Here is an 18,933-nt window from a genome sequence, read left to right as displayed (position 1 = left end):
GCCTACTTTCCGGCCGGTGCCACAGAGTCGAGCTCGGACAAGAAGCCATCAATGGTGGAGGACTTCTTAGAGGCGTCGGAAAGCTCGCCGCCCAGAATCTTCTCCGCCAGGTTGATGGAGTTCTGGCCCATTTCGGAACGCAGCTCAGTAACAACCTGCGAGCGGGAGGCTTCCAGCTGCTTCTCGCCATTGGCGACGATGCGGCGGGATTCTTCTTCCGCGTTGGTCTTAGCCTCGGCCTCAATCTGCTTACCGCGCTCGCGCGCCTGCTCGCGGATCTCGGCTGCCTCTGCACGGGCATCAGCCAGCTGAGCATTGTACTTTTCCAGAGCAGCCTTAGCCTCGGCCTGCTGGGCCTTGGCACGCTTCAAGCCGCCCTCGATCCGGTCTTCACGCTCCTGCAGCATCTGGCTGTACTTCGGAAGAACGAACTTCGCGAAAATCAGCAAGATGATGGCGAACGGAATGATTGACCAGACTAAGTCGTACATCTTGGGCAGGAGGATGGAGTTGCCGCTCTCCCACGGCAGGTGCTCACTTCCTTCTGCTGCAAGGTAGTAAATGACGTTGTTCATGGGTCTCCGTTCTTAAAGTTCGATTTACTTGTGTAAAGCGTTCTTTAGAACAGGAAGCCTGCAACGAGGCCGATGAGGGCCAGTGCCTCAACGAAGGCGATACCCAAGAACATGGTGGTACGCAGCTGGCCGGCCATCTCAGGCTGGCGTGCCATGCCCTCAACGGTCTTGCCAACGAGGATGCCGATGCCCAGGCCCGGGCCGATGGTGGCCAGGCCGTAGCCGAGGGACTGAAGGCCGTCGAAGGAGGTGGTTGCTGCGTCCTGAGCCAGGATGATCTCGTTCATGTGAAAGTCGTTCCCTTTCAATGTATATCCCGCGGGAGTGTCCTGCGGGGCGGTGTTGGTTTGATTTTGGGGTATTTAGTTAACCGCGAGGTTCGCGTTGTTGTTAGTGCGAATCTGCATGCAACGACAATTCGATGTATACCGCCGTCAGCAGGGCAAAGATGTATGCCTGCAGGAAGATGACGATAAGCTCGTAAAGCGTGAACAGAACCGCTGCGACCAGGGTCAAGCCACCCACTGCGGTCCAGGCGTTGAACTGGAAGAAGAAGAAGTTCGTAGCCGAGTACAACAGGACCAAAATGAGGTGGCCAGCCAGGAAGTTCGCCATAAGACGAAGAGCCAAGGTGACTGGGCGCATAACAAACGTAGAGAAAGCCTCAATCGGCACGACAAGAATGTGCAAGGCCGGCGGCAGGTTAGGAATAACCACCGAGGACTTGATGAACTTGCCAAAGCCATAGCGCTTAGCGCCGGCGTAAATCATGGCGATATACGCGACAGCTGCCAAGACGATTGGCATACCGATACGGGCGTTCGGAGAAATGTTCAGGCCCGGCACAATAGTTGTGAAGTTCCAGAACAAAACTGCAAAGAAGATAGAGGCCAAAAGTGGAAGGAAGCGACGTCCTTCCTTCTTGCCCAAGATGTCTTCAGCGATCTGAACTCGCACGAAGTCAATCGCATGCTCGCCTACGTTTTGAATTCCTTTAGGAACCAGCTTGGGGTTCCTGAAGGCGACAACAAATAGGAGCACCAGCACGGCCGCCGTCAGAAGGCGAACGAGCATGATGCGATCCAAAGCGAACCAACCGTTGGCAAAATCGCTCAACCAGAGGTCAACGACTCCGCCATCATCGGTTACGTGCCCCGGGAAAAATTCTGGGTCCAGTTCGGGTGCGTGGAAGCTACCCTTCATGGCCAATGTTGTAACGCTCAGCGTTCTCTCCCGTGTTCGGGCCACACAGCTTGTCGAAGGCCGTGTGGTGCGATGGACGTCTCAAACTCTCTGCCTCACACACGGACTCCGTCGCACATCAGCGTGCGCAAGACAGGGATTCACCGCTGCGAAAGCCAGCTTTTGTGCTAGCCCGCGGTAACCCGAAGAAAAGCGTATCAGTTAGATCAAGAGTTTTCGCACGTGGGGGGCCACTAACGCCCCTAGTTTCACCGCTGCGGGCTCAATTCCGCCACAAATTCACAACAAAAAGGCCCCATTCTGCCTAAATCCTGCTACGTGGAGTTCATCACACTTGCCTATTTCCCCACCTTGACGGGGGTAACCACAACAGAAACGATTGCATGCACGCAAAGCAAAAGGGCCCACCACCTTTCCTTCCAGAAAAGCGATGGGCCCTGACAAAGGCCACTTCCCTGCTACGAGACGTACGTGACCCGCGAGGTGACGACGGCCCACACCTCCGTGCCCAAAGTGGCGAAAAGGGCCAGCATGACGGTCACGAATAGCGCCACGGTGTCATAAAAATCCATATCCCGAATTACGAGAAGCACCATGACCAAGACGATGACCTTGAGCAGCCAACCGCCCAGCACCACGGCCATGGTGTTGGCAGGAGTGGTATTGGCAGTCAGCAAGACCGACAAGGCGGTAAATAAGACGAAGCCGCCTCCGATAGCGGCACCGACCAGGACTCCCCAAATGCCGGGGAGACCACTGATACCGCCCCAAACGGCCAAGGAGACCACCGTGATAACCAGCAGGGCTAGGCCGCCCAGCTTGACCGCCCTTTGCATGGGACGGCGGTGGTCATCAAATTCCGAGGGTTGCGTAGTCGCTTCTGCTTCACTCACGGCTACACACCCTACCTCACGAGGGCTCGGATTCCTTCACCACGACGGCCTCTCGCGCGGCAGGCCCAATCTTTCCTTGGCGCAAAGGGACGAGGGTTGCCGCGAATGCCAAGAGCAAGGCAACGATGGTAACGCCAATAGCCACCGGCGCGGGCACGATGGAAAAGGACACCGCGCCGAAGGCCACGGCGGAGACCCACAGGTAAAGGACCAGCACAGTCCGGCGGTGGGTATGGCCGAGCGAGAGTAGGCGGTGATGGATGTGCGCCTTATCTGCAGAAAACGGCGAGCGCCCTTGAGACAGGCGGCGAATCACGGCCCAGACAAGGTCCAGGACTGGAATAAACACTGCTGCGACCACCACAATGATGGGCGACATCAAGGCGACAATGTCCACCGTGCCATAAAGCGACATGTTGATCTTGCCAGACGCGGAAGTCGAAGCCGCAGCGAGCAAAAGACCAATAAGCATCGAGCCTGAATCGCCCATGAAGATGCGAGACGGTTCGAAGTTATGCGGCAAGAATCCAGCGCACATTCCCACCAGGGCAGCACTGATGATGGCCGGTGGGTAGGCCGAGACTGCACCGCCTTGGTCGTGGAGAACCGTCAAAGAAAACACCAGAATTGCCCCGCCCGCAATCATGCCAAGGCCGGCCGCTAGGCCATCGAGGCCGTCAACAAAGTTGATGGCATTGATCAGCAAAACGGTAAAGAATGCGGTGAGCAGGGTGCTTTGCAATTGGTCGAGGACGACCGTGGTGCCGCCGCCAAAGGGGATGAAAAGCAGCGTCCAGGTAAGGCCCAGCCCACTCATCAAGGTGGCCGCAAAGAGCTGGCCAAAAAGCTTCACTATGGCACTCAGTTCCACCAAGTCATCAACCACTCCGACAAGGACTAGCGCCAGGGCCGCCCACAGCACCGCATTCATCTCCGGAGTGACGGGCATAAAGCCCCGAGTCAAGGCTGGAAGCTGGGCTGCGAGGAATATCGCCGCCACGAAGCCAGTAAACATGGCCACCCCACCCATGCGCGGGGTGGGCTGTGTGTGGGCGTCGCGCAGCCGAATCTCCGCCACGCGGCCGGTGCGCACCAAAAAGGAGCGCACCACACCGGTGGTGAGATACGTAAATGCTGCTGCGACGAGGATGACGAGGGCCAACTCGCGCAGCGGGACACCACTGCCGCTCACGCGAATTCCCCCTTAAGCCTGTGGGCGGGTACGCAGGGTCTGCGCGTCGACGCCGATAACCTCGCCGATTTCCTCGGCCGAGAGCGCTCCTTCGCGCAGCAGGTACGGGCACTCACCGGAGAGATCAATGATGGTCGACGGCTTGCCGACGGCCGTCTCTCCCCCATCCAAGTAAACCGTCACGGCTTTACCAAGCTGCTGCTTGGCCATAAGCGCCGTGGTCGGCGGCTGGTGGCCAGAAATATTGGCGGAGGACACTGCCATGGGGCCAACCTCGCGCAGCAACTCGATGGCAATGGGATGCAACGGCATGCGCAGCATCACGGTGCCGCGGGTATCGCCGAGGTTCCACGGCAGGGACGGCGCTTGCGGAACGACGATGGACAGGCCACCAGGCCAGAAGGCCTCCACCAAGTCACGCGCGGTATCGGTATAGGAAGCAACCAGACCGCGAACGGTATCCCAGGAACCCACCAATACCGGCACCGGCATATCCGGGCCGCGTTGCTTGGTGGCCAAGAGGTTGGCTACGGCATCATTATCAAAGGCATCGCAGCCGAGGCCATAGAGCGTATCGGTGGGCATGACCACGAGGCGACCGGATTGCGCAGCCTTGACCGCAATGTTCATGCCCTCTTCGCGCTCGGCATCATCGGCGCAGTTAAAAATCTTTCCTTGCATATTCTTTTCCCCTTCTTGCCCTCAATGGTGTCTTAGTCTACTCCGCGCACCGCAGTGACAAAGCGGGGCGTTCCTGTCAGGTCTTGCAGCGGGGCGATCTGTTCAAAGCCGCCGTGTCGGGCCAACGCGGCTTGTACGGCCTCGCTCGTGGAATCGTCGTGTTCGATTGCTAGCTTGCCGCCCGGGCGCACAAGGCGCGCAATGGTCGGGATAAGGCCGGTAATGACCCCCATCCCATCCGCTCCGGCAAAAACCGCGTTATGCGGGTCATGATAGACCTCGGGATCAAGATCCGGGGTCTCCGGCACGTAGGGCGGGTTGGTCACGAGCAGGTCCACGGTCCCATTCCAGTCCGCCAAGGTGTCCTCGGCCGTGGCATCGGCCTGGATGACCTCTACCCCGGTGTTACGGGTGTTGGCTTGGGTGTAGGCCAAGGCGGCGTCGGCAAGCTCCACTGCCTTCACCTGCGCGTCAGGCAGATAGTGGTGTAGGTAGAGCGCCAACGCGCCCGTGCCGGTGCACAGATCTACCAGCCGCGGGCCGTCCGCATTGCGCACCGCCCAGTCCGCCATAACCTCGGTTTCCGGCCGCGGGATAAACACGCCCGGGCCCACCTTGAGCTCCAGCGGGCCGAACCAGGCGCTACCTAGTACGTACTGCAAAGGCTCGCGGGCCTCCCGGCGGCGCAGCAGTGCATCAAAGGCCACGCCGAAGCCGGGCATAGGAGACTGATCGAGCGGGATATCCATGTGTCCGCAGTGGATGAGGTGCGCGGCCATGATGCGTGCATCCCATTCAGGGCTGGCCACCCCGGCAGCACGAAGGCGCTGCACCCCGCGGCGCAGCGCCTGTCCATACGTGTTATCCACGCTGGTTTACCCCTCGGCCTCGAGGCGCTCAGCGCGCTCTTGGTCCTGCAGGGCCTTAATAAGGTCATTCATGTCACCGTTCAACACGGAGTCCAGGTTATTGGCCTTGTAACCAATGCGGTGATCCGTGATGCGGTTTTCCGGCCAGTTATAGGTGCGGATACGCTCGGAACGGTCCATGGTGCGCACCTGGGATGCGCGCTGCTCGCCGGCCTCAGCCTCGCGGGCCTCGCGCTCCATTTGATCCAGACGGGCCTGCAGAACCTGCAGCGCACGCGCCTTATTCTGGATCTGGGAACGCTCCTTCTGACAGGTCACGATGAGCCCGGTGGGCAGGTGGGTAATACGCACCGCGGAGTCGGTGGTGTTCACGCCCTGACCGCCCTTGCCGGAAGAACGGTAGACGTCGACGCGAATATCCTTGTCATCGATATTGACGGACTCGACCTCTTCCGGCTCCGGGTAGACCAGCACGCCGGCGGCAGAGGTCTGAATGCGACCCTGGGACTCAGTGACCGGAACGCGCTGCACGCGGTGCACGCCGCCCTCAAACTTGAATACGGACCATGCACCATCGCGCGACGGGGACTTGGAGCGGAAGGAAATGGTCATATCCTTCACGCCGCCTAGATCGGACTCATTGAGGCCCAAGACCTCCCAGTTAAAGCCCGTCTTATCCGCATAGCGCTCATACATGCGGGCCAAGTCGCCGGCAAAGAGGGCTGCCTCTTCGCCGCCCGCGCCGGCCTTGATTTCCATAATGATGTCCTCGGAATCCTGCTCATCGCGCGGCGCGAGCAGGTCAGCGAGCTTTTCTTCCAAGTTCTCCACGGACTTTTCTAGGCGGTCCGCTTCCTCCTGAAAGTCATGGTCCTCATAAGCCATCTCCTTGGCATCGGCGAGATCCTCGCGCGCCTGAGTGAGCTCATCATTGACCATGATGATGGGGCGCAGCTCCGCGTAGCGCTTGGAGAGCTTGCGGAATTGCTTCTGGTCGCCGGCTACCTCCGGATCGGCCATCTGCATCTCAATGCCCTGGTACTCGGACACGATGTCATCAACGAGGGAAACCTGATTAGACATAATCTTCTTCATCCTTATCCGCAGCCATCGGGGCCGAGGAGGCCACCTGCATCAAGAACTCGCCATTGGAGCGGGTCTTCTTCAGCTGCTTAATGAGCAGGTCAATGGCCTGGTGGGAATCCAGGGCGGAGAGGATGCGACGCAGCTTGGTCATGATGCGTGCCTCCTCTGGAACGAGCAGCAGCTCGTCCTTACGGGTGCCGGACGGGTTGACATCCACGGCCGGGAAGACGCGGCGCTCAGAGATGCCACGATCCAGCTTCAGCTCGGCGTTGCCCGTGCCCTTGAATTCCTCGAAGATGACTGTATCGCCGGTAGAGCCGGTCTCCACCATGGCGGTGGCGATAATCGTCAGCGAACCGCCCTCTTCGATATTGCGGGCGGCACCCAGGAAGCGCTTTGGTGGGTAGAGCGCATTGGAGTCCACACCGCCGGAGAGAATGCGGCCAGAAGCCGGGGAAGAATTGTTATAAGCGCGGCCCAGGCGGGTAATGGAATCCAGCAGGACCACGACGTCCTTGCCCTGCTCCACCAGGCGCTTGGCGCGCTCGATAGCCAGCTCCGCTACGGAGGTGTGCTCTGATGGCGGACGGTCAAAGGTAGAGGCAATAACCTCACCGTTGACGGAACGCTGCATGTCCGTAACTTCCTCAGGGCGCTCGTCTACGAGGACGACCATGAGGTAGCACTCCGGGTTATTGGTAGAAATCGCGTTGGCGATATTCTGCAGAATCGTCGTCTTACCGGCCTTTGGCGGGGAGACAATCAGCGCGCGCTGGCCCTTACCAATCGGCATGATGAGGTCAATGACGCGGGTGGTGAGGATCTTCGGATCCGTTTCCAAACGCAAGCGCTTATTCGGGTACAGCGGGGTGAGCTTATTAAAGTGCGGGCGCTGCTTTGCGCCTTCCGGATCGATGCCGTTGACGGTATCGACCTGCACCAGCTGGTTGTACTTGCGGCGGTTGCGGCCATTGCCGTGCGTGTGCGTCGGGCCGGAGACCTTGACCTGGCCGGTGATGGCGTCACCAGAGCGCAGGCCCAGGCGGCGGACGATGCCGTTGTTTACGAAGACGTCGGAAGCCGCGGCGCGGTAGCCCGTGGTGCGCAGGAAGGCGACATTATTGTCTACGACATCCAAGATGCCGCCGACGGCCTGCAGCTCATCGCCCTCGCGGACCTGCAAATCGTTGCCGCCGTTATTGTCATTGTTATTTCCGCGGCCGCGGCGGTTGCGACGGTTGCGGCGCCCACGGCGGTTGCCGCGCTCGTGGTTATTGTTGTCCTCGTGGCGGTTGCCGCGCTGCTTATTATCGCCGCGGTCATTCTTCTCGCCCTGACTATCGGAGCCGTCCTGGGAGTTAGTGTCGCGGTTGTCCTTAGTGCCGCCCTGCTCCTCGTTGCGGTTGCGCTCCTCGCGCTCTTGCCGTTCTTGGCGCTCCTGACGCTCTTGGCGGCGGGCGCGGTTGCGGCGAGCGCGGCGGGCCTGGGAGCGCGACTCATAGCGCTGCTCCTCGCCAGAGCTCTGCTGGCGGTTATCCTGCTTCTCGCCGGATTCTTCCTGCTTTTCCGCCTTCTTCGGCGCATCATCCTGCGCCTTAGTGCGTGGTTTATCTACCTTTTCAGGCTTCTCTGCCTTCTCCGCCTTTTCTACCCGAGCGGCTCTTTCCACCTTGGCCTTGGCCTTTGGCGGAACTTTACCAGTCTTGATGGCGGTGATGAGATCCCCCTTGCGCAGGGCAGAGACACCACGTAGGCCGCGCTCTGCGGCCATTTTGCGCAATTCCGGCAGCTTCAGGGATGCAAGATCCTGTGCTGCGGTGTTGTCCGTTTCGCTCACGGATATCCTTTCGTTGCTTGACCAGGTCCGATTATGCGGGAGCCGCCGCAGCCTATGCTCGCGGCGTTGCACTGGAAGCCAATGTGTATTTTTCTAGGACTTCTCGCCCTCGTGCCAAGGCGCATGCGCGTCCTGCCGGGCAATAAGTATGAGGCCTCTTCCGTGTCCTCGAGGAGACTTCGCACAACGAGTGCGCGAACCGGAAGAAATCAAGAAACGACTGCGGGCAAACTACTTCTCTGGGCCCGAATGCATAGGAAAGGGGAGCTAAACTTTCCGGTTTCCTACCAGTCGCGAACAAGTATAACGCATAGGGCGCAACGCCCGCACCATGACACCGCTACAGTAGAGGCATGCTTTCCACGATGATGGATATCCCCCTCTCCCTGACCCGCATTTTGGAATACGGTGCCTCGGTTCACGGGGACACCACGGTTACCACCTGGCACGGTGAGGGCACCGGCTCGGAATTCGATCCGGCCGAGGAAGTTACCTTCCGCGATATCGCTGCCCGCGCCGCCGCGTTCGCCCACGCCATTCACGATGAATTGGGTATCACCAGCGATGAGCGCGTGGGCAGCTTTATGTGGAATTGCGCCGAGCATTTGGAGGTAATGTTCGGCACCGCCTGCAAGGGCGCAATTTTTGCCCCGCTGAATAAACAGCTGATGAATGACCAGATTCGCCACATTATTAACCATGCGGAAATCTCCGCCATCGTGTGCGATCCCCGCCTGGCGCAGCAACTGGGCAAGGTGCTCGTGGGCACCGACTCGGTGGGAAGCGTCATCATCACCGGCGCCCAACCAGCGCAGCAGTTTGCCCACCTTTTCCCCCGCGGGGTTGAGGTGTATTCCTATGAGGCTCTTATCGACGGCCGCTCTACCGTCTATGACTGGCCCGAACTAGATGAGCGCACGGCCGCGGCGCTGTGCTATTCCACGGGCACCACGGGCGCTCCCAAGGGAGTGCTGTATTCGCACCGGTCCCTGTACCTAGAGGCCATGCAGCTGCGTTCCTCGGACTCGCTGTGCATTACCCACGGCGAGACCTTCCTGTGCTGCATTCCTATCTGCCACGTGCTCAGCTGGGGCGTTCCCTTCACCTGTTTCATGACGGGCACCCCGCTGGTGCTTCCCGACGCCGACGTGTCCGCCCCCACCCTTGCCAAAGCCATCGCCGCTACCTCTCCGCGCGTGGCACACGGCGTGCCCACCATCTGGATTCAGCTCTTTGTCCACTACATGCACCATCCACCAGAGCGCATGACGCTCACCGAGATCTACGCCGGCGGCTCCCCCGTTCCGCCGACGCTTATCAAGATGTGGGAGGAGCGCTACGGCGTCGATGTGGTCCACGTGTGGGGCATGGTAGAAACCTCCACCGTAGGCAGCGTTGCCCGCCCGCCCCAGGGCGCCTCCGGCGATACCCGCTGGGCCTACCGCGTATCCCAAGGCCGCATCCCCGCCTCACTGGAATACCGCGTGGTCAACGACGGGCAAGTCGTCGCTCGCACCGACCGCAATGCCGGCGAGCTGCAGGTGCGCGGCAACCTGGTCACCGGTTCCTACTACCACTCGCCCACCGCTGAGCCGGGCGAAATCGCCTCCGAATTCCGCGGCAAGCAAGTCGAGGCCGCGGAGGATAAGTTCACCGCCGATGGCTGGCTGCGCACTGGCGACGTCGGCTCTGTGACCAAGGATGGCTTCCTTACCGTGGAGGACCGCGCCCGCGATGTCATTCGCTCCGGCGGCGAATGGATCTATTCCGTACAGCTAGAAAACCTCATCATGTCTGACGAGCTTGTCGTGGAGGCCGCCGTGATTGGCTACCCCGATAAGCAATGGGTCGAGCGCCCACTCGCCGTCACAGTATTGGCCGAGGGCGCCTCGCCCACCATCGAGACCGCAGAGCGCCTACGCGCCAGCATGCGCAAGGAACTGCCGAGCTGGATGCTGCCGGAGTATTGGACCTTTGTGAAGTCCATCGATAAGACCTCCGTGGGTAAGTTCGATAAGAAAGATCTGCGCGCCCACCTGGCAGAGGGCGAGTACAACATCATCCGGCTCAAGGGCCCAGGCGAATCCCAGCGCCTCGATGCCACCAACGCCGCCGATTTAAGCCGGGAAAACTAGGAATAAATTCGCGTCAGTCGCCGTTGCAGCTTGGTGTACCTCGTCCCCTCTCTTAGACTGGCACCAATGACCTCTTCCTCCCAGCAGCCCGTGGTTTCCCTGCCCCTGCCTACCGTAGGCCGAGCGAAACCGCCGGCGGATCTGCCCGCACCGGCCGCTGATGGCACGCGCGCATTGCTGGATCGCTATGGACGCCAAGCCCGCGACCTGCGCATCTCGCTCACGGATCGCTGCAACCTGCGCTGCACCTATTGCATGCCGGCCGAAGGCTTGGAGTGGATGCCCACTGAGCAAACCTTGAGCGATGAGGAAACCATCCGGCTAATCCGGATAGGCGTCGGCAAGCTGGGCATCCGCCAAGTGCGCTTTACCGGCGGCGAGCCCCTGCTGCGCAAGTCGCTGGAGAACATTGTTGCCGCGACCAAACAGATACGCACCGACCAGGGCCGCTCCCCATCCACCGCGCTGACCACCAACGGGCTTGGCTTGGAAAAGCGCGCCGGTGCCCTCGCCGCGGCCGGGCTCGACCGCATCAATATCTCGCTCGACACCATCGACCGCGAGCGCTACGCCGCACTCACCCGCCGTGACCGGCTCGACCACGTATTGCAGGCCATCGCCGCCGCGGATGCCGCGGGCCTGCATCCCATCAAGATCAACGCCGTGGTCATGCCCGGGGTCAACGAAGAAGACATCGTTCCGCTGGCGGACTATGCCGTCCACCACGGCGCCCAGCTCCGTTTCATCGAGCAGATGCCGCTTGGCCCCCGCGAGCAGTGGCGCCGCGAAGACATGGTGACGGCCGAAGACATCCTCACCCGCCTGCGCACCCACTTTTCCATGGCCCCGGCACGCGAACCGCGCGGCTCCGCCCCCGCCGCCCTGTGGGAGGTTAGCGCTCCGGATGGCACGCGCGGCACGCTAGGCATTATCGCCTCGGTCACCCACCCCTTCTGCGGCGATTGCGACCGCACCCGCCTTACTACCGACGGCGCCATTCGCAATTGCCTCTTTGGCAATTCCGAAACCCCACTGCGAGACCTGCTGCGCTCCGGCGCGAGCGATGAGGACATCATGGAGGCTTGGGCCGGGGAAATGTGGACCAAAAAGCCCGGTCATGGCATTGATGACGAGGGCTTCCTCCAACCAGACCGTCCGATGTCCGCCATCGGCGGCTAACCTGAGTCTTATGTCCACGCCCCGCAGCATCTCCGCGCACCTCGACGCCGTACTCGCGCTGGCTTCCACGCCACCGGCCGAGTCCGCGCCCGTCGATGCCTCCCTCATCGGCCGCGTCCTCGCTGCCGACGCCACCGCGCGCTTCCCCGTGCCGCCCCACGCTAATTCGGCGATGGATGGCTTCCTCGTCCATGCCGCGGATCTTTCCTCCTCCGCACCATGGACCCTCCCCGTCGCCGGCGATGTACCGGCCGGCGCGGCTCCCATCGCCGTGCCCGCCGGCCAGGCAGTGCGCATCATGACCGGTGCCCCCGTGGCCGATACCGCAGGAATGCTCGTCGTTCCCGTAGAAAACACCACCACCCCGGCCGGCCCGGTAGCACTTCCGGACGAGGTCACCATCACCGAGGCCCCCACCAAATCGCATATCCGCCCCGCCGGCGAGGACATCCAGCCCGGCGCGCCAGTCGCCACCGCCGGCACGCTTATCGATGCCGCCGTCATCGCCGCCCTCACCTCCGCCGGCGTATATACCGTTACGGCCTACCGCCGCCCGCGCATCGCGGTTATCTCCTCCGGCGAAGAACTCGTCTCTTCCCCAACGCGGCTCGCCCCCGGCCAACTACCGGATTCCAATGGCCCGATGCTCGCTGCCCTTGCAGGTGCAGACGCACACGTCCACGTGGGCGATGCCCCTGCGGACCTCGCCTCTGCGCTCGATGAGCTTGCCTCCTCCCACGACCTCATCATCACCTCAGGTGGCGTATCAGCCGGCGCCTTCGACGTCGTGCACACCGTGTTGGGAGGCACGGATTCCGCGTGGTTCGGACACGTCGACCAGCGCCCAGGTGCCCCGCAGGGCTACTCCCTGTGGAATGACACCTCGGTGCTGTGCCTGCCCGGAAACCCTGTGGCAGCCTTCGTTGATTTCCAGCTCTATGCCCGGCCCCTTATCGCCGCGCTGTCCGGACACCCCGCGCCACGCCAGCGGGTCAACCTGCGCGCCCGAGTGGAATCTCCCCTTCCCGCCTCCCGCGGCCGGCCGACCATTGTTCCCGTCACCGTAGACTTTCAAGAAGCGCCCGCCATCACCTCGCACCTGCCCCACGGCAGCCACAGGGTCGTGTCGCTGGCCGGCACCAATGGCTTTTGCCTCATTGACTCCGAGCCGCCGGCCATGGGCGAGGACATCACCGTTTATCTGTATTAAGGAGCAACCATGGAATTTACCCACCTGAACTCTGACGGCGCCGCCTACATGGTCGACGTCACCGAGAAGCAGCCCACGGTGCGCACCGCCACCGCTGAGGGAGAGGTCGCCTGTTCCCCCGAGGTCATGGCCGCTTTGCGCGATGGCACCGTACCCAAGGGCGATGTCTTCGCGGTAGCCCGCATTGCTGGAATCTCGGCCGCCAAGAAGGTCCCCGAGCTGCTTCCACTGGCACATACCATCGGCGTACACGGCTGCGCAGTGGAGCTCACGCTTGCCGACGACCACGTGTCCATCTCCGCCACCGTCCGCACCGCCGACCGCACCGGCGTGGAAATGGAGGCGCTGACGGCCGTGAACGTATCCGCGCTCGCCATCATTGACATGGTCAAGGGCGTGGACCGCTCCGCGTATATCCGCCGCTGCGGAATCGTGGCGAAATCCGGCGGCCGCTCCGGGGACTGGTCCCGCACCCTCCCGGAGTCCTAATGCTCGGCGCGGTCATCCTCGCCGGCGGCCATGGCAGGCGCATGGGCGGCGCCGATAAGGCCTCCCTTTTTGTCCACGGCACGCGCTTTATCGACCGCCTGCTCGCCCAGCTTCCCTACGGCACGCCGACCGTGGCCGTCTCCCCGCATCGCCTCGGCCTGCCCCAGGTGTGCGAAACCCCGCTCTACGGTGGCCCCGTCACCGGCATCGCGGCCGGCGCCCAGGCGCTATCCCACTGCTCCGAACTCGCCCTTTTCGCCGTGGATGCCCCCGATTCGCCGCTACTGCTTCCCCGTCTGCGCTCGGCCCTCGCCTCCTCCTCGGCCGATGCCGTACTCACCCGCGCCGCCGACGGCTACCTCCAGCCGCTGTGTTCCCTCTGGCGCGCTCCCGCGCTCCACGCTCAGCTCGAGTCCCTTCCCACGACTCGGAACGTCTCCGTCCGCCGCCTCATGCGTGGTGCCAACTTCATCGAGATTCCCGGCACCGGTGCCGAACGCGACTACGACACCTGTTCGGAGCTGCGCGAGGTTCCTGCGTTTCCTCCCCACACCGCCCTTCGCGCTCACCGGCAGCCGCTGATCTAGCCGAGCTCCTCCGCCCGTGAGCGCCAAAGGGATAAGTAGCCGCCTCCCCTCCCTTCGCGCTCACTGGGAGCCGCAGCAAGCGCGAAATCGCCGCCTCCGTGAGCGCGAGGGGTGGACGAATACACAAACCCGCCCTTCGCGCTCACGGTGGGCATCAAATGTGACCACGAACGGTCGCTGGTGAGCGCGAAGGGCGGGAGGAGCGGGGGCCGAACCGCTGGAGGGCTACTCGGTAACGATGAACTTGCCGTGCTGTCCCTTCTCGGCGTTAGTCATGATGTGATTGACAAAGGAATAGGTACCGGGCTCATTGAAGGTCATCTCGACGAATCCGCCTTGCGCCGGGAGGAGGTCCAGGGCTTGCGAACCGGTCGCGTCCTCATTCTTGATGAGGTAAGTGCCTTCCTTGTAGGCGGTATCGAATTGCTCGCCCACAACGTGGAAGCTCAACGGCTGGTCGGGACCTAGGTTGGTCAGCCACAGGCGGACGGTATCGCCTACCTTGGCCTTGATAGGCTCTGCGTCATACTGGCCCGGGTAGTAATTGAAGGCCATGAGGTCGAAGCGGCCGTCGGCAACGCGCTGGGCGTCGGCGCCGGTGGATTCCTCGCCCAGGAAGACGTCAGTGGCCATGAAGTTGTACTCCGCGTCCACGGGCTTGAGGTCCGGCGGATCGATGATGACGTTGCCGGCCATGCCGTTAGCGATGTGTAGGGACATGGGCATCGTGGAGCAGTGATACATCCAGATGCCGGAGCGGTTCGCGGTGAACTTGTAGGTCAATTCCTCGCCCGGCTGGATGGATTTCATGGTCTTATCTGGGTTGACCTCGCCGGCATGGAAATCAATGGAGTGGGCCATGGAGCCCTCGTTCTTGATGGTGATTTCGAACTTATCGCCCACCTTGCCACGCAGGGTGGGACCCGGGGCTTGGCCGTTGAAGAGCCAGCGCATCTGCTTGATGCCGGGGGCAACCTCCACGACTTCCTCGGTCATCGTCCAGGTCTCTTTGTGCGTCTTCGTCTCAGCGGCCGGCTGCAAGGTGGCGTCGAAGGCAGAAAAGTCGTCGCGCTGTGCGCCGAGTTCGGCGGCGGTTGGCACGTTGACGTGCGGGTTGCTAGCTGAGGACACCGCATGGTCATGTCCTGCAGCGGCGCCGTCTCCCACGTTGACTTTGAAGGTCATGCCCTGCATCTTGTGGCCGGCGATGGTGCAGTAGCCTTCCACGGAGGAGTCGATGACTCCGGCATCGAGTTGGACGGTCTCGCCGGGGTCAACGCGGCCGGTCTCGGCGTCGCCAATCTTGAGGTCGTGGACTTGGTCGCCGGAGTTGGTGAAGTTGACCACCAGGTGGGTGCCGGGCTCGATATCGATGGACGAGGGGGTAAAGGCCATGCCGTCTACGCCCACGTCGATGGTCTGCGTTTCGCCGGAGGATACCGGTGCCGCGGACTCCGTGCCCTTGCCGGTGGAATTGACCACCGCGAGCGCGATGACCGCTGCCAGCGCGATGCCGATGAGCAGCCACGAGGCCCAGGAGGAATCCTTCGGCGCGGGTTTGTCCGCAGGTTGTGAGGAAGAAACGCTCAGCATTTAGTTCTCCAGTCTTTTCTTAAGGTAGATGGCTCGGCCGACGGCGATAACGTTGGCGGCAAGGCCTATCCCCATCATGATAAGCCCGGCCACGGTAGCGCCTAGCAATGTCAGCAGTCCGCCCAGGTTGATAAGCAGCAGGCGGGCGTAGCCGGTGCGCTCGGTGGTATCAGGGCGTGCGCCGGTAAGGATGGGCAGCAAGTGGTGAAGGACACCAGTGACCAACTGCAAGAGGCCGGCACCGAGGAAGGCGGGCAGCAGAATCAGGGTAATGGTGCGCGGGTAGGCGCCCACCGCTGCGGAAATGGCGTCACCGGCACATAGCGTCAACATCCACAGCAGTCCGGCGATAACAGCCACGGTGGCGGTGGTCAGCCGCGGCGAGCGCCCCATAACGGTGGCAAGCACCGGCTGGATGATGAGTACCGCCGCCAGGACCACGAGCAGTTGAGCCACGCCTGCGGCGCGGGTAAGGCCCACCGCGTACAGCGCCATCGCCAAGGCCAGGCCAACACAGTGCACGATGAGCGCGCGAGTACACCGCGCGCGAGCGGTGGGCGAAATCGCGGTGGCCGATAGCGTGGGGAGCAACGTGACCACCGTGCCGATGACGGTAAGCCACGCGAAGCCCCAGATCATGCCGCGCGAGTGGGCGCCGACAAGGAGGGAATACTCGCCTACCCCATTTCCGCTCAGGATGACCAGCACCACGGAGACAATCATGAACACGGCCGCCGCGATATAAAAGGGCACGGTCACGGCAAAAGAACCAGACAATGAGCCGCGCAGGCGCCGCGCGATGAACCACAGGTGCCAGGTGAGGGCGGCGATGATGAGGGCAGAGGCGGCGTCGGCAAGCGGGCCCCAGTCATACCCCGCCCTATCAATGAACAGCAAGATAAGCCCGAGCTGCACTAGGCCCACGCGACTGCCGACGCCCCGATAGTCCCCGCCCGCAGTCCGGGTCAAGGCCTCGGTGAAATGAGTGGAAAAGACGATGATTGCCGTGGTCAGCGCGCCAATGGTGAAGGGATGGATGATATCCCACCACACCACAGGAGCGCCCAAAGAGCCAGCGATGAGTAGGCCGAGGCCAATGAGGATCCACAAACCAATAACGGCGGCGCTCAGGGTATGCCAGCGGCCGCGCGCGGCCAGGGACACGTCATGAATGCGCACGGCGCGCCTCCTTTCCGGTCAGGGCGATGCCGCAGGCGAGAAAAACTAACACTGCGATTATCGTAACCACCCCGCCGGTGCGGAGGGCAGTGGTGTGCTCGGCGCAATCGGCAAGGATGCGCAGCGCGAGGCCGCCATGTAAGAACGCCACCGGCACATAGAGCACCGGGTGGTACGGCAATCGGCGGCGGATAACGGAGGTGAAGATGATCGGTGCGTGGGCAAAGATCATGGACATGACAAAGCCCAAGAAGATGGCGTGCACTGAGGCATCATAGGCAAAGCCCGTGGACTGCCCGTGCAGCAGCCAGAGGTAACCGCCGAGGGCGAGCCAGGCGTAGCCGGCCAGCATGCATGCCGCCGAGTAGCGCGGCAGGCTGTGAGAACGCACCAAATTCTTGGCCACGTCTACCCGCGCGGTGGCCGCAGCGATGGCGATGAGCACCAAGCCCATGGCGCGATAGCCCACCGCAGGGGCAAGCACGTAGATGACACTGGCCGCCGCCAGCCCCAGAACCAGAAGGGTCAGGTGGTTTTCGGCGCGGGTTCCGGCCATGGTGACGCGCGCTAGTTCCATGCGCTCGCCGATGATGGTGGCCACCGCGTAGAGAACGCACAACGGCATCGCCGCGGCAAAACCCGGGCCCATGGCCCACAGGGCAGCTGCTGCTACTCCCCCGATAACTCCAGCTGCCTGCACCAGGATCGCGAGGCTCGCCTGACGGCGATAGATGGTGGCGTAAATGAAGCCCAGGACAAGGAAGCTGGCGGCAAAACACACGGCCGGGACCGCCCGCGGCAGGCCGGCGAGAATGCCCAGCACGCCGGCAACGTGGAACACGGGCCCGGCCCATGCCCACGAGGTGCGCACGGCAACGGTGCGCTCAAGGCCGATGGCTCCGCCCACGAAGCCGAAGACCATGAGTGGTCCGTGGTCGGCGGCGAAGGACGCGCCAGGGGTAGCGGTCAACCCCAATAGGGTGGCACCCGCAGCCAGGCCTACCAGCAGCGATAGACCTGCGAAGGCAAGGAAGATGAGGCGATGCGCCACACTATTATTTTGCACGGGTTGTATCGTACTAATATTGGTTGCAGAGCGAAACTCGCACCCCTTAAGAAAGGACCACTCGCTATGCAACTGCCCATCTCCGATGCCAATAAGCCACACTCCATCCCAACTCTGAACGCCTCCGAAATTCCGCACGCCGTTCGCCACGGCGCCATCCACGGCGCGCTGGGCACCCTCAACGTGGGTGAATCCATGATCCTCATCGCCCCGCACAATCCGGTTCCCCTGCTCAAGGAGGTCGAAGCCCGCGAGGAGAACTTCGAGCTGGACTATCTCAAGGAAGAAGAAAACGACTTCCACATCAAGTTCACCCGCGTGAGCTAAACCCGCGCGGGGCGGAGGGCTATCCTGGATAGGTCACACTCTCCGCTGTAGAAGGAGCCCTCCGCAGATGAAGAAGCGCGCCGCCGCACTCCTCGCCGCCCTCGCATTCGCCCTTACATCCTGCGCTCCCCCAACGTCAACGACTTCCGCCCAGGACGCGGATGCTGCCACGCTCAATGTCTTGGCTGCATCCTCCACCCGCGTCATCAATGACGAACTCACTCAGCGCGCCGGCCAGCTCGCGCCGCCGGTAAATCTGAACTTTGAAAATGGCGGCTCCTCCGACCTGGTGAGCAAGCTGCGCGAGGGCGCCCCGGCCGATCTTCTCCTCACGGCTTCGAAAAAGACCATGGATAAGGCGGTGCAGGATGGCACGGTTGCCACGCCCGAGGTGCTTGCCACCAATGTCATGGTCATGGTCGTGCCCAAGGGTAACCCGGCGGGAATCCATTCCGTGGAGGATCTGCCCCACTCCGACCACTTCGTGCTCTGCGATCCCCACGTTCCCTGTGGCGATATCTCCTCCCAAATCATCGACGATAAGCGCCTGGACATCCATCCTTCCTCCCAGGAGCGCCAGGTAGCCGACGTTTTAGGAAAGGTCGCCTCGGGCGAGGCGGATGCTGGGTGGGTCTATTCCACCGATGCCGCCGCGGCCGGCGATGATGTCGAGGTGATTGACATTCCTGGGGCAGAGAAATTCACTAACCAGATTGTGGGCGCCGTTACCGCAGAAGCATCCCACCCCGACCAGGCTCGCGCGGTGCTCGATATCCTGAGCGGCGACTTTGCGTCCACCTGGCGCGAGCGCGGCTTCACCCCGACGGAGTAG

General features: G+C 62.2%; 19 protein-coding genes. 7 read left to right on the top strand and 12 right to left on the bottom strand.

Annotation, left to right across the window (positions count from 1 at the left end; translation table 11 throughout):
• Positions 1-2 precede the first annotated feature (2 nt).
• The 9 genes from MHK00_RS02965 to rho all read right to left on the bottom strand — a co-directional run bounded on the left by MHK00_RS02965 (position 3) and on the right by rho (position 8,336).
• Positions 3-575 carry a F0F1 ATP synthase subunit B gene (locus tag MHK00_RS02965; RefSeq protein WP_239191484.1) on the bottom strand — a complete coding sequence of 191 codons (573 nt, stop codon included), beginning with the start codon at positions 573-575 and terminating at the stop codon, positions 3-5.
• 44 nt (positions 576-619) lie between these two features.
• Positions 620-862, bottom strand: a complete 243-nt coding sequence (locus tag MHK00_RS02960; protein ID WP_049361381.1) for an ATP synthase F0 subunit C — start codon at positions 860-862, stop codon at positions 620-622.
• A 103-nt stretch (positions 863-965) separates the two neighbouring features.
• Positions 966-1,778 carry a F0F1 ATP synthase subunit A gene (gene atpB / locus MHK00_RS02955; protein ID WP_250410349.1) on the bottom strand — a complete coding sequence of 271 codons (813 nt, stop codon included), beginning with the start codon at positions 1,776-1,778 and terminating at the stop codon, positions 966-968.
• A 458-nt stretch (positions 1,779-2,236) separates the two neighbouring features.
• The gene (locus MHK00_RS02950; protein ID WP_218840748.1) at positions 2,237-2,614 is read right to left on the bottom strand and encodes a Cg1360 family ATP-synthase-associated protein; all 378 of its coding nucleotides are present in this window, start codon (positions 2,612-2,614) and stop codon (positions 2,237-2,239) included.
• Positions 2,615-2,687: 73 nt separating this feature from the next.
• On the bottom strand, positions 2,688-3,863 hold the full coding sequence (locus MHK00_RS02945; protein ID WP_250410348.1) for an MraY family glycosyltransferase: 1,176 nt from the start codon (positions 3,861-3,863) through the stop codon (positions 2,688-2,690).
• Positions 3,864-3,875: 12 nt separating this feature from the next.
• Positions 3,876-4,544 carry an L-threonylcarbamoyladenylate synthase gene (locus tag MHK00_RS02940; RefSeq protein WP_179386377.1) on the bottom strand — a complete coding sequence of 223 codons (669 nt, stop codon included), beginning with the start codon at positions 4,542-4,544 and terminating at the stop codon, positions 3,876-3,878.
• 32 nt (positions 4,545-4,576) lie between these two features.
• Complete coding sequence (gene prmC, locus MHK00_RS02935; protein ID WP_250410346.1) at positions 4,577-5,413, bottom strand: peptide chain release factor N(5)-glutamine methyltransferase; 837 nt, start codon at positions 5,411-5,413, stop codon at positions 4,577-4,579.
• Between the two features lie 6 nt (positions 5,414-5,419).
• Positions 5,420-6,496 carry a peptide chain release factor 1 gene (prfA, locus tag MHK00_RS02930; RefSeq protein ID WP_005327637.1) on the bottom strand — a complete coding sequence of 359 codons (1,077 nt, stop codon included), beginning with the start codon at positions 6,494-6,496 and terminating at the stop codon, positions 5,420-5,422.
• Complete coding sequence (rho, locus tag MHK00_RS02925; RefSeq protein WP_250410344.1) at positions 6,489-8,336, bottom strand: transcription termination factor Rho; 1,848 nt, start codon at positions 8,334-8,336, stop codon at positions 6,489-6,491. The genes prfA and rho overlap by 8 nt, the downstream gene beginning before the upstream one ends.
• 353 nt (positions 8,337-8,689) lie before the next feature.
• Here rho and MHK00_RS02920 point away from each other — a divergent pair, with 353 nt between their 5' ends.
• The 5 genes from MHK00_RS02920 (at position 8,690) to mobA (ending at position 13,936) form a co-directional block, all read left to right on the top strand.
• Positions 8,690-10,471 carry a long-chain fatty-acid--CoA ligase gene (locus MHK00_RS02920; protein ID WP_005327634.1) on the top strand — a complete coding sequence of 594 codons (1,782 nt, stop codon included), beginning with the start codon at positions 8,690-8,692 and terminating at the stop codon, positions 10,469-10,471.
• Positions 10,472-10,537: 66 nt separating this feature from the next.
• Entirely contained in the window at positions 10,538-11,650 is a 1,113-nt protein-coding gene (moaA, locus tag MHK00_RS02915) for a GTP 3',8-cyclase MoaA (protein WP_250410342.1), read from the top strand.
• Between the two features lie 10 nt (positions 11,651-11,660).
• The gene (locus tag MHK00_RS02910) at positions 11,661-12,860 is read left to right on the top strand and encodes a molybdopterin molybdotransferase MoeA (protein WP_250410340.1); all 1,200 of its coding nucleotides are present in this window, start codon (positions 11,661-11,663) and stop codon (positions 12,858-12,860) included.
• A 9-nt stretch (positions 12,861-12,869) separates the two neighbouring features.
• Positions 12,870-13,349: a cyclic pyranopterin monophosphate synthase MoaC gene (gene moaC, locus MHK00_RS02905; RefSeq protein ID WP_250410338.1), complete on the top strand. Its 480-nt coding sequence runs from the start codon at positions 12,870-12,872 to the stop codon at positions 13,347-13,349.
• Positions 13,349-13,936: a molybdenum cofactor guanylyltransferase gene (gene mobA / locus MHK00_RS02900; protein ID WP_250410336.1), complete on the top strand. Its 588-nt coding sequence runs from the start codon at positions 13,349-13,351 to the stop codon at positions 13,934-13,936. Before moaC ends, mobA begins: the two co-directional genes overlap by 1 nt.
• Positions 13,937-14,161: 225 nt before the next feature.
• On the opposite strand, the gene MHK00_RS02895 is transcribed toward mobA, so the two are convergent.
• The 3 genes from MHK00_RS02895 to MHK00_RS02885 are packed head-to-tail and all read right to left on the bottom strand — an operon-like array spanning position 14,162 to position 17,774.
• The gene (locus MHK00_RS02895) at positions 14,162-15,529 is read right to left on the bottom strand and encodes a multicopper oxidase domain-containing protein (RefSeq protein WP_250410334.1); all 1,368 of its coding nucleotides are present in this window, start codon (positions 15,527-15,529) and stop codon (positions 14,162-14,164) included.
• Positions 15,530-16,708: a hypothetical protein gene (locus tag MHK00_RS02890; protein ID WP_005323399.1), complete on the bottom strand. Its 1,179-nt coding sequence runs from the start codon at positions 16,706-16,708 to the stop codon at positions 15,530-15,532.
• Positions 16,695-17,774: a DUF8744 domain-containing protein gene (locus tag MHK00_RS02885; RefSeq protein WP_250410332.1), complete on the bottom strand. Its 1,080-nt coding sequence runs from the start codon at positions 17,772-17,774 to the stop codon at positions 16,695-16,697. Before MHK00_RS02885 ends, MHK00_RS02890 begins: the two co-directional genes overlap by 14 nt.
• Before the next feature lie 66 nt (positions 17,775-17,840).
• On the opposite strand from MHK00_RS02885, the gene MHK00_RS02880 reads away from it, so the two are divergent.
• The gene (locus MHK00_RS02880; protein ID WP_250410331.1) at positions 17,841-18,101 is read left to right on the top strand and encodes a DUF2249 domain-containing protein; all 261 of its coding nucleotides are present in this window, start codon (positions 17,841-17,843) and stop codon (positions 18,099-18,101) included.
• A 67-nt stretch (positions 18,102-18,168) separates the two neighbouring features.
• Positions 18,169-18,933 carry a molybdate ABC transporter substrate-binding protein gene (gene modA / locus MHK00_RS02875; protein WP_250410329.1) on the top strand — a complete coding sequence of 255 codons (765 nt, stop codon included), beginning with the start codon at positions 18,169-18,171 and terminating at the stop codon, positions 18,931-18,933.

This window comes from Corynebacterium tuberculostearicum (genome assembly GCF_022347385.1).
Taxonomy (GTDB): Bacteria; Actinomycetota; Actinomycetes; order Mycobacteriales; family Mycobacteriaceae; genus Corynebacterium; species Corynebacterium tuberculostearicum_M.
The sequence above is the reverse complement of the archived record's forward strand: the minus strand, read 5'-3'. Positions and strand labels throughout refer to the sequence as shown.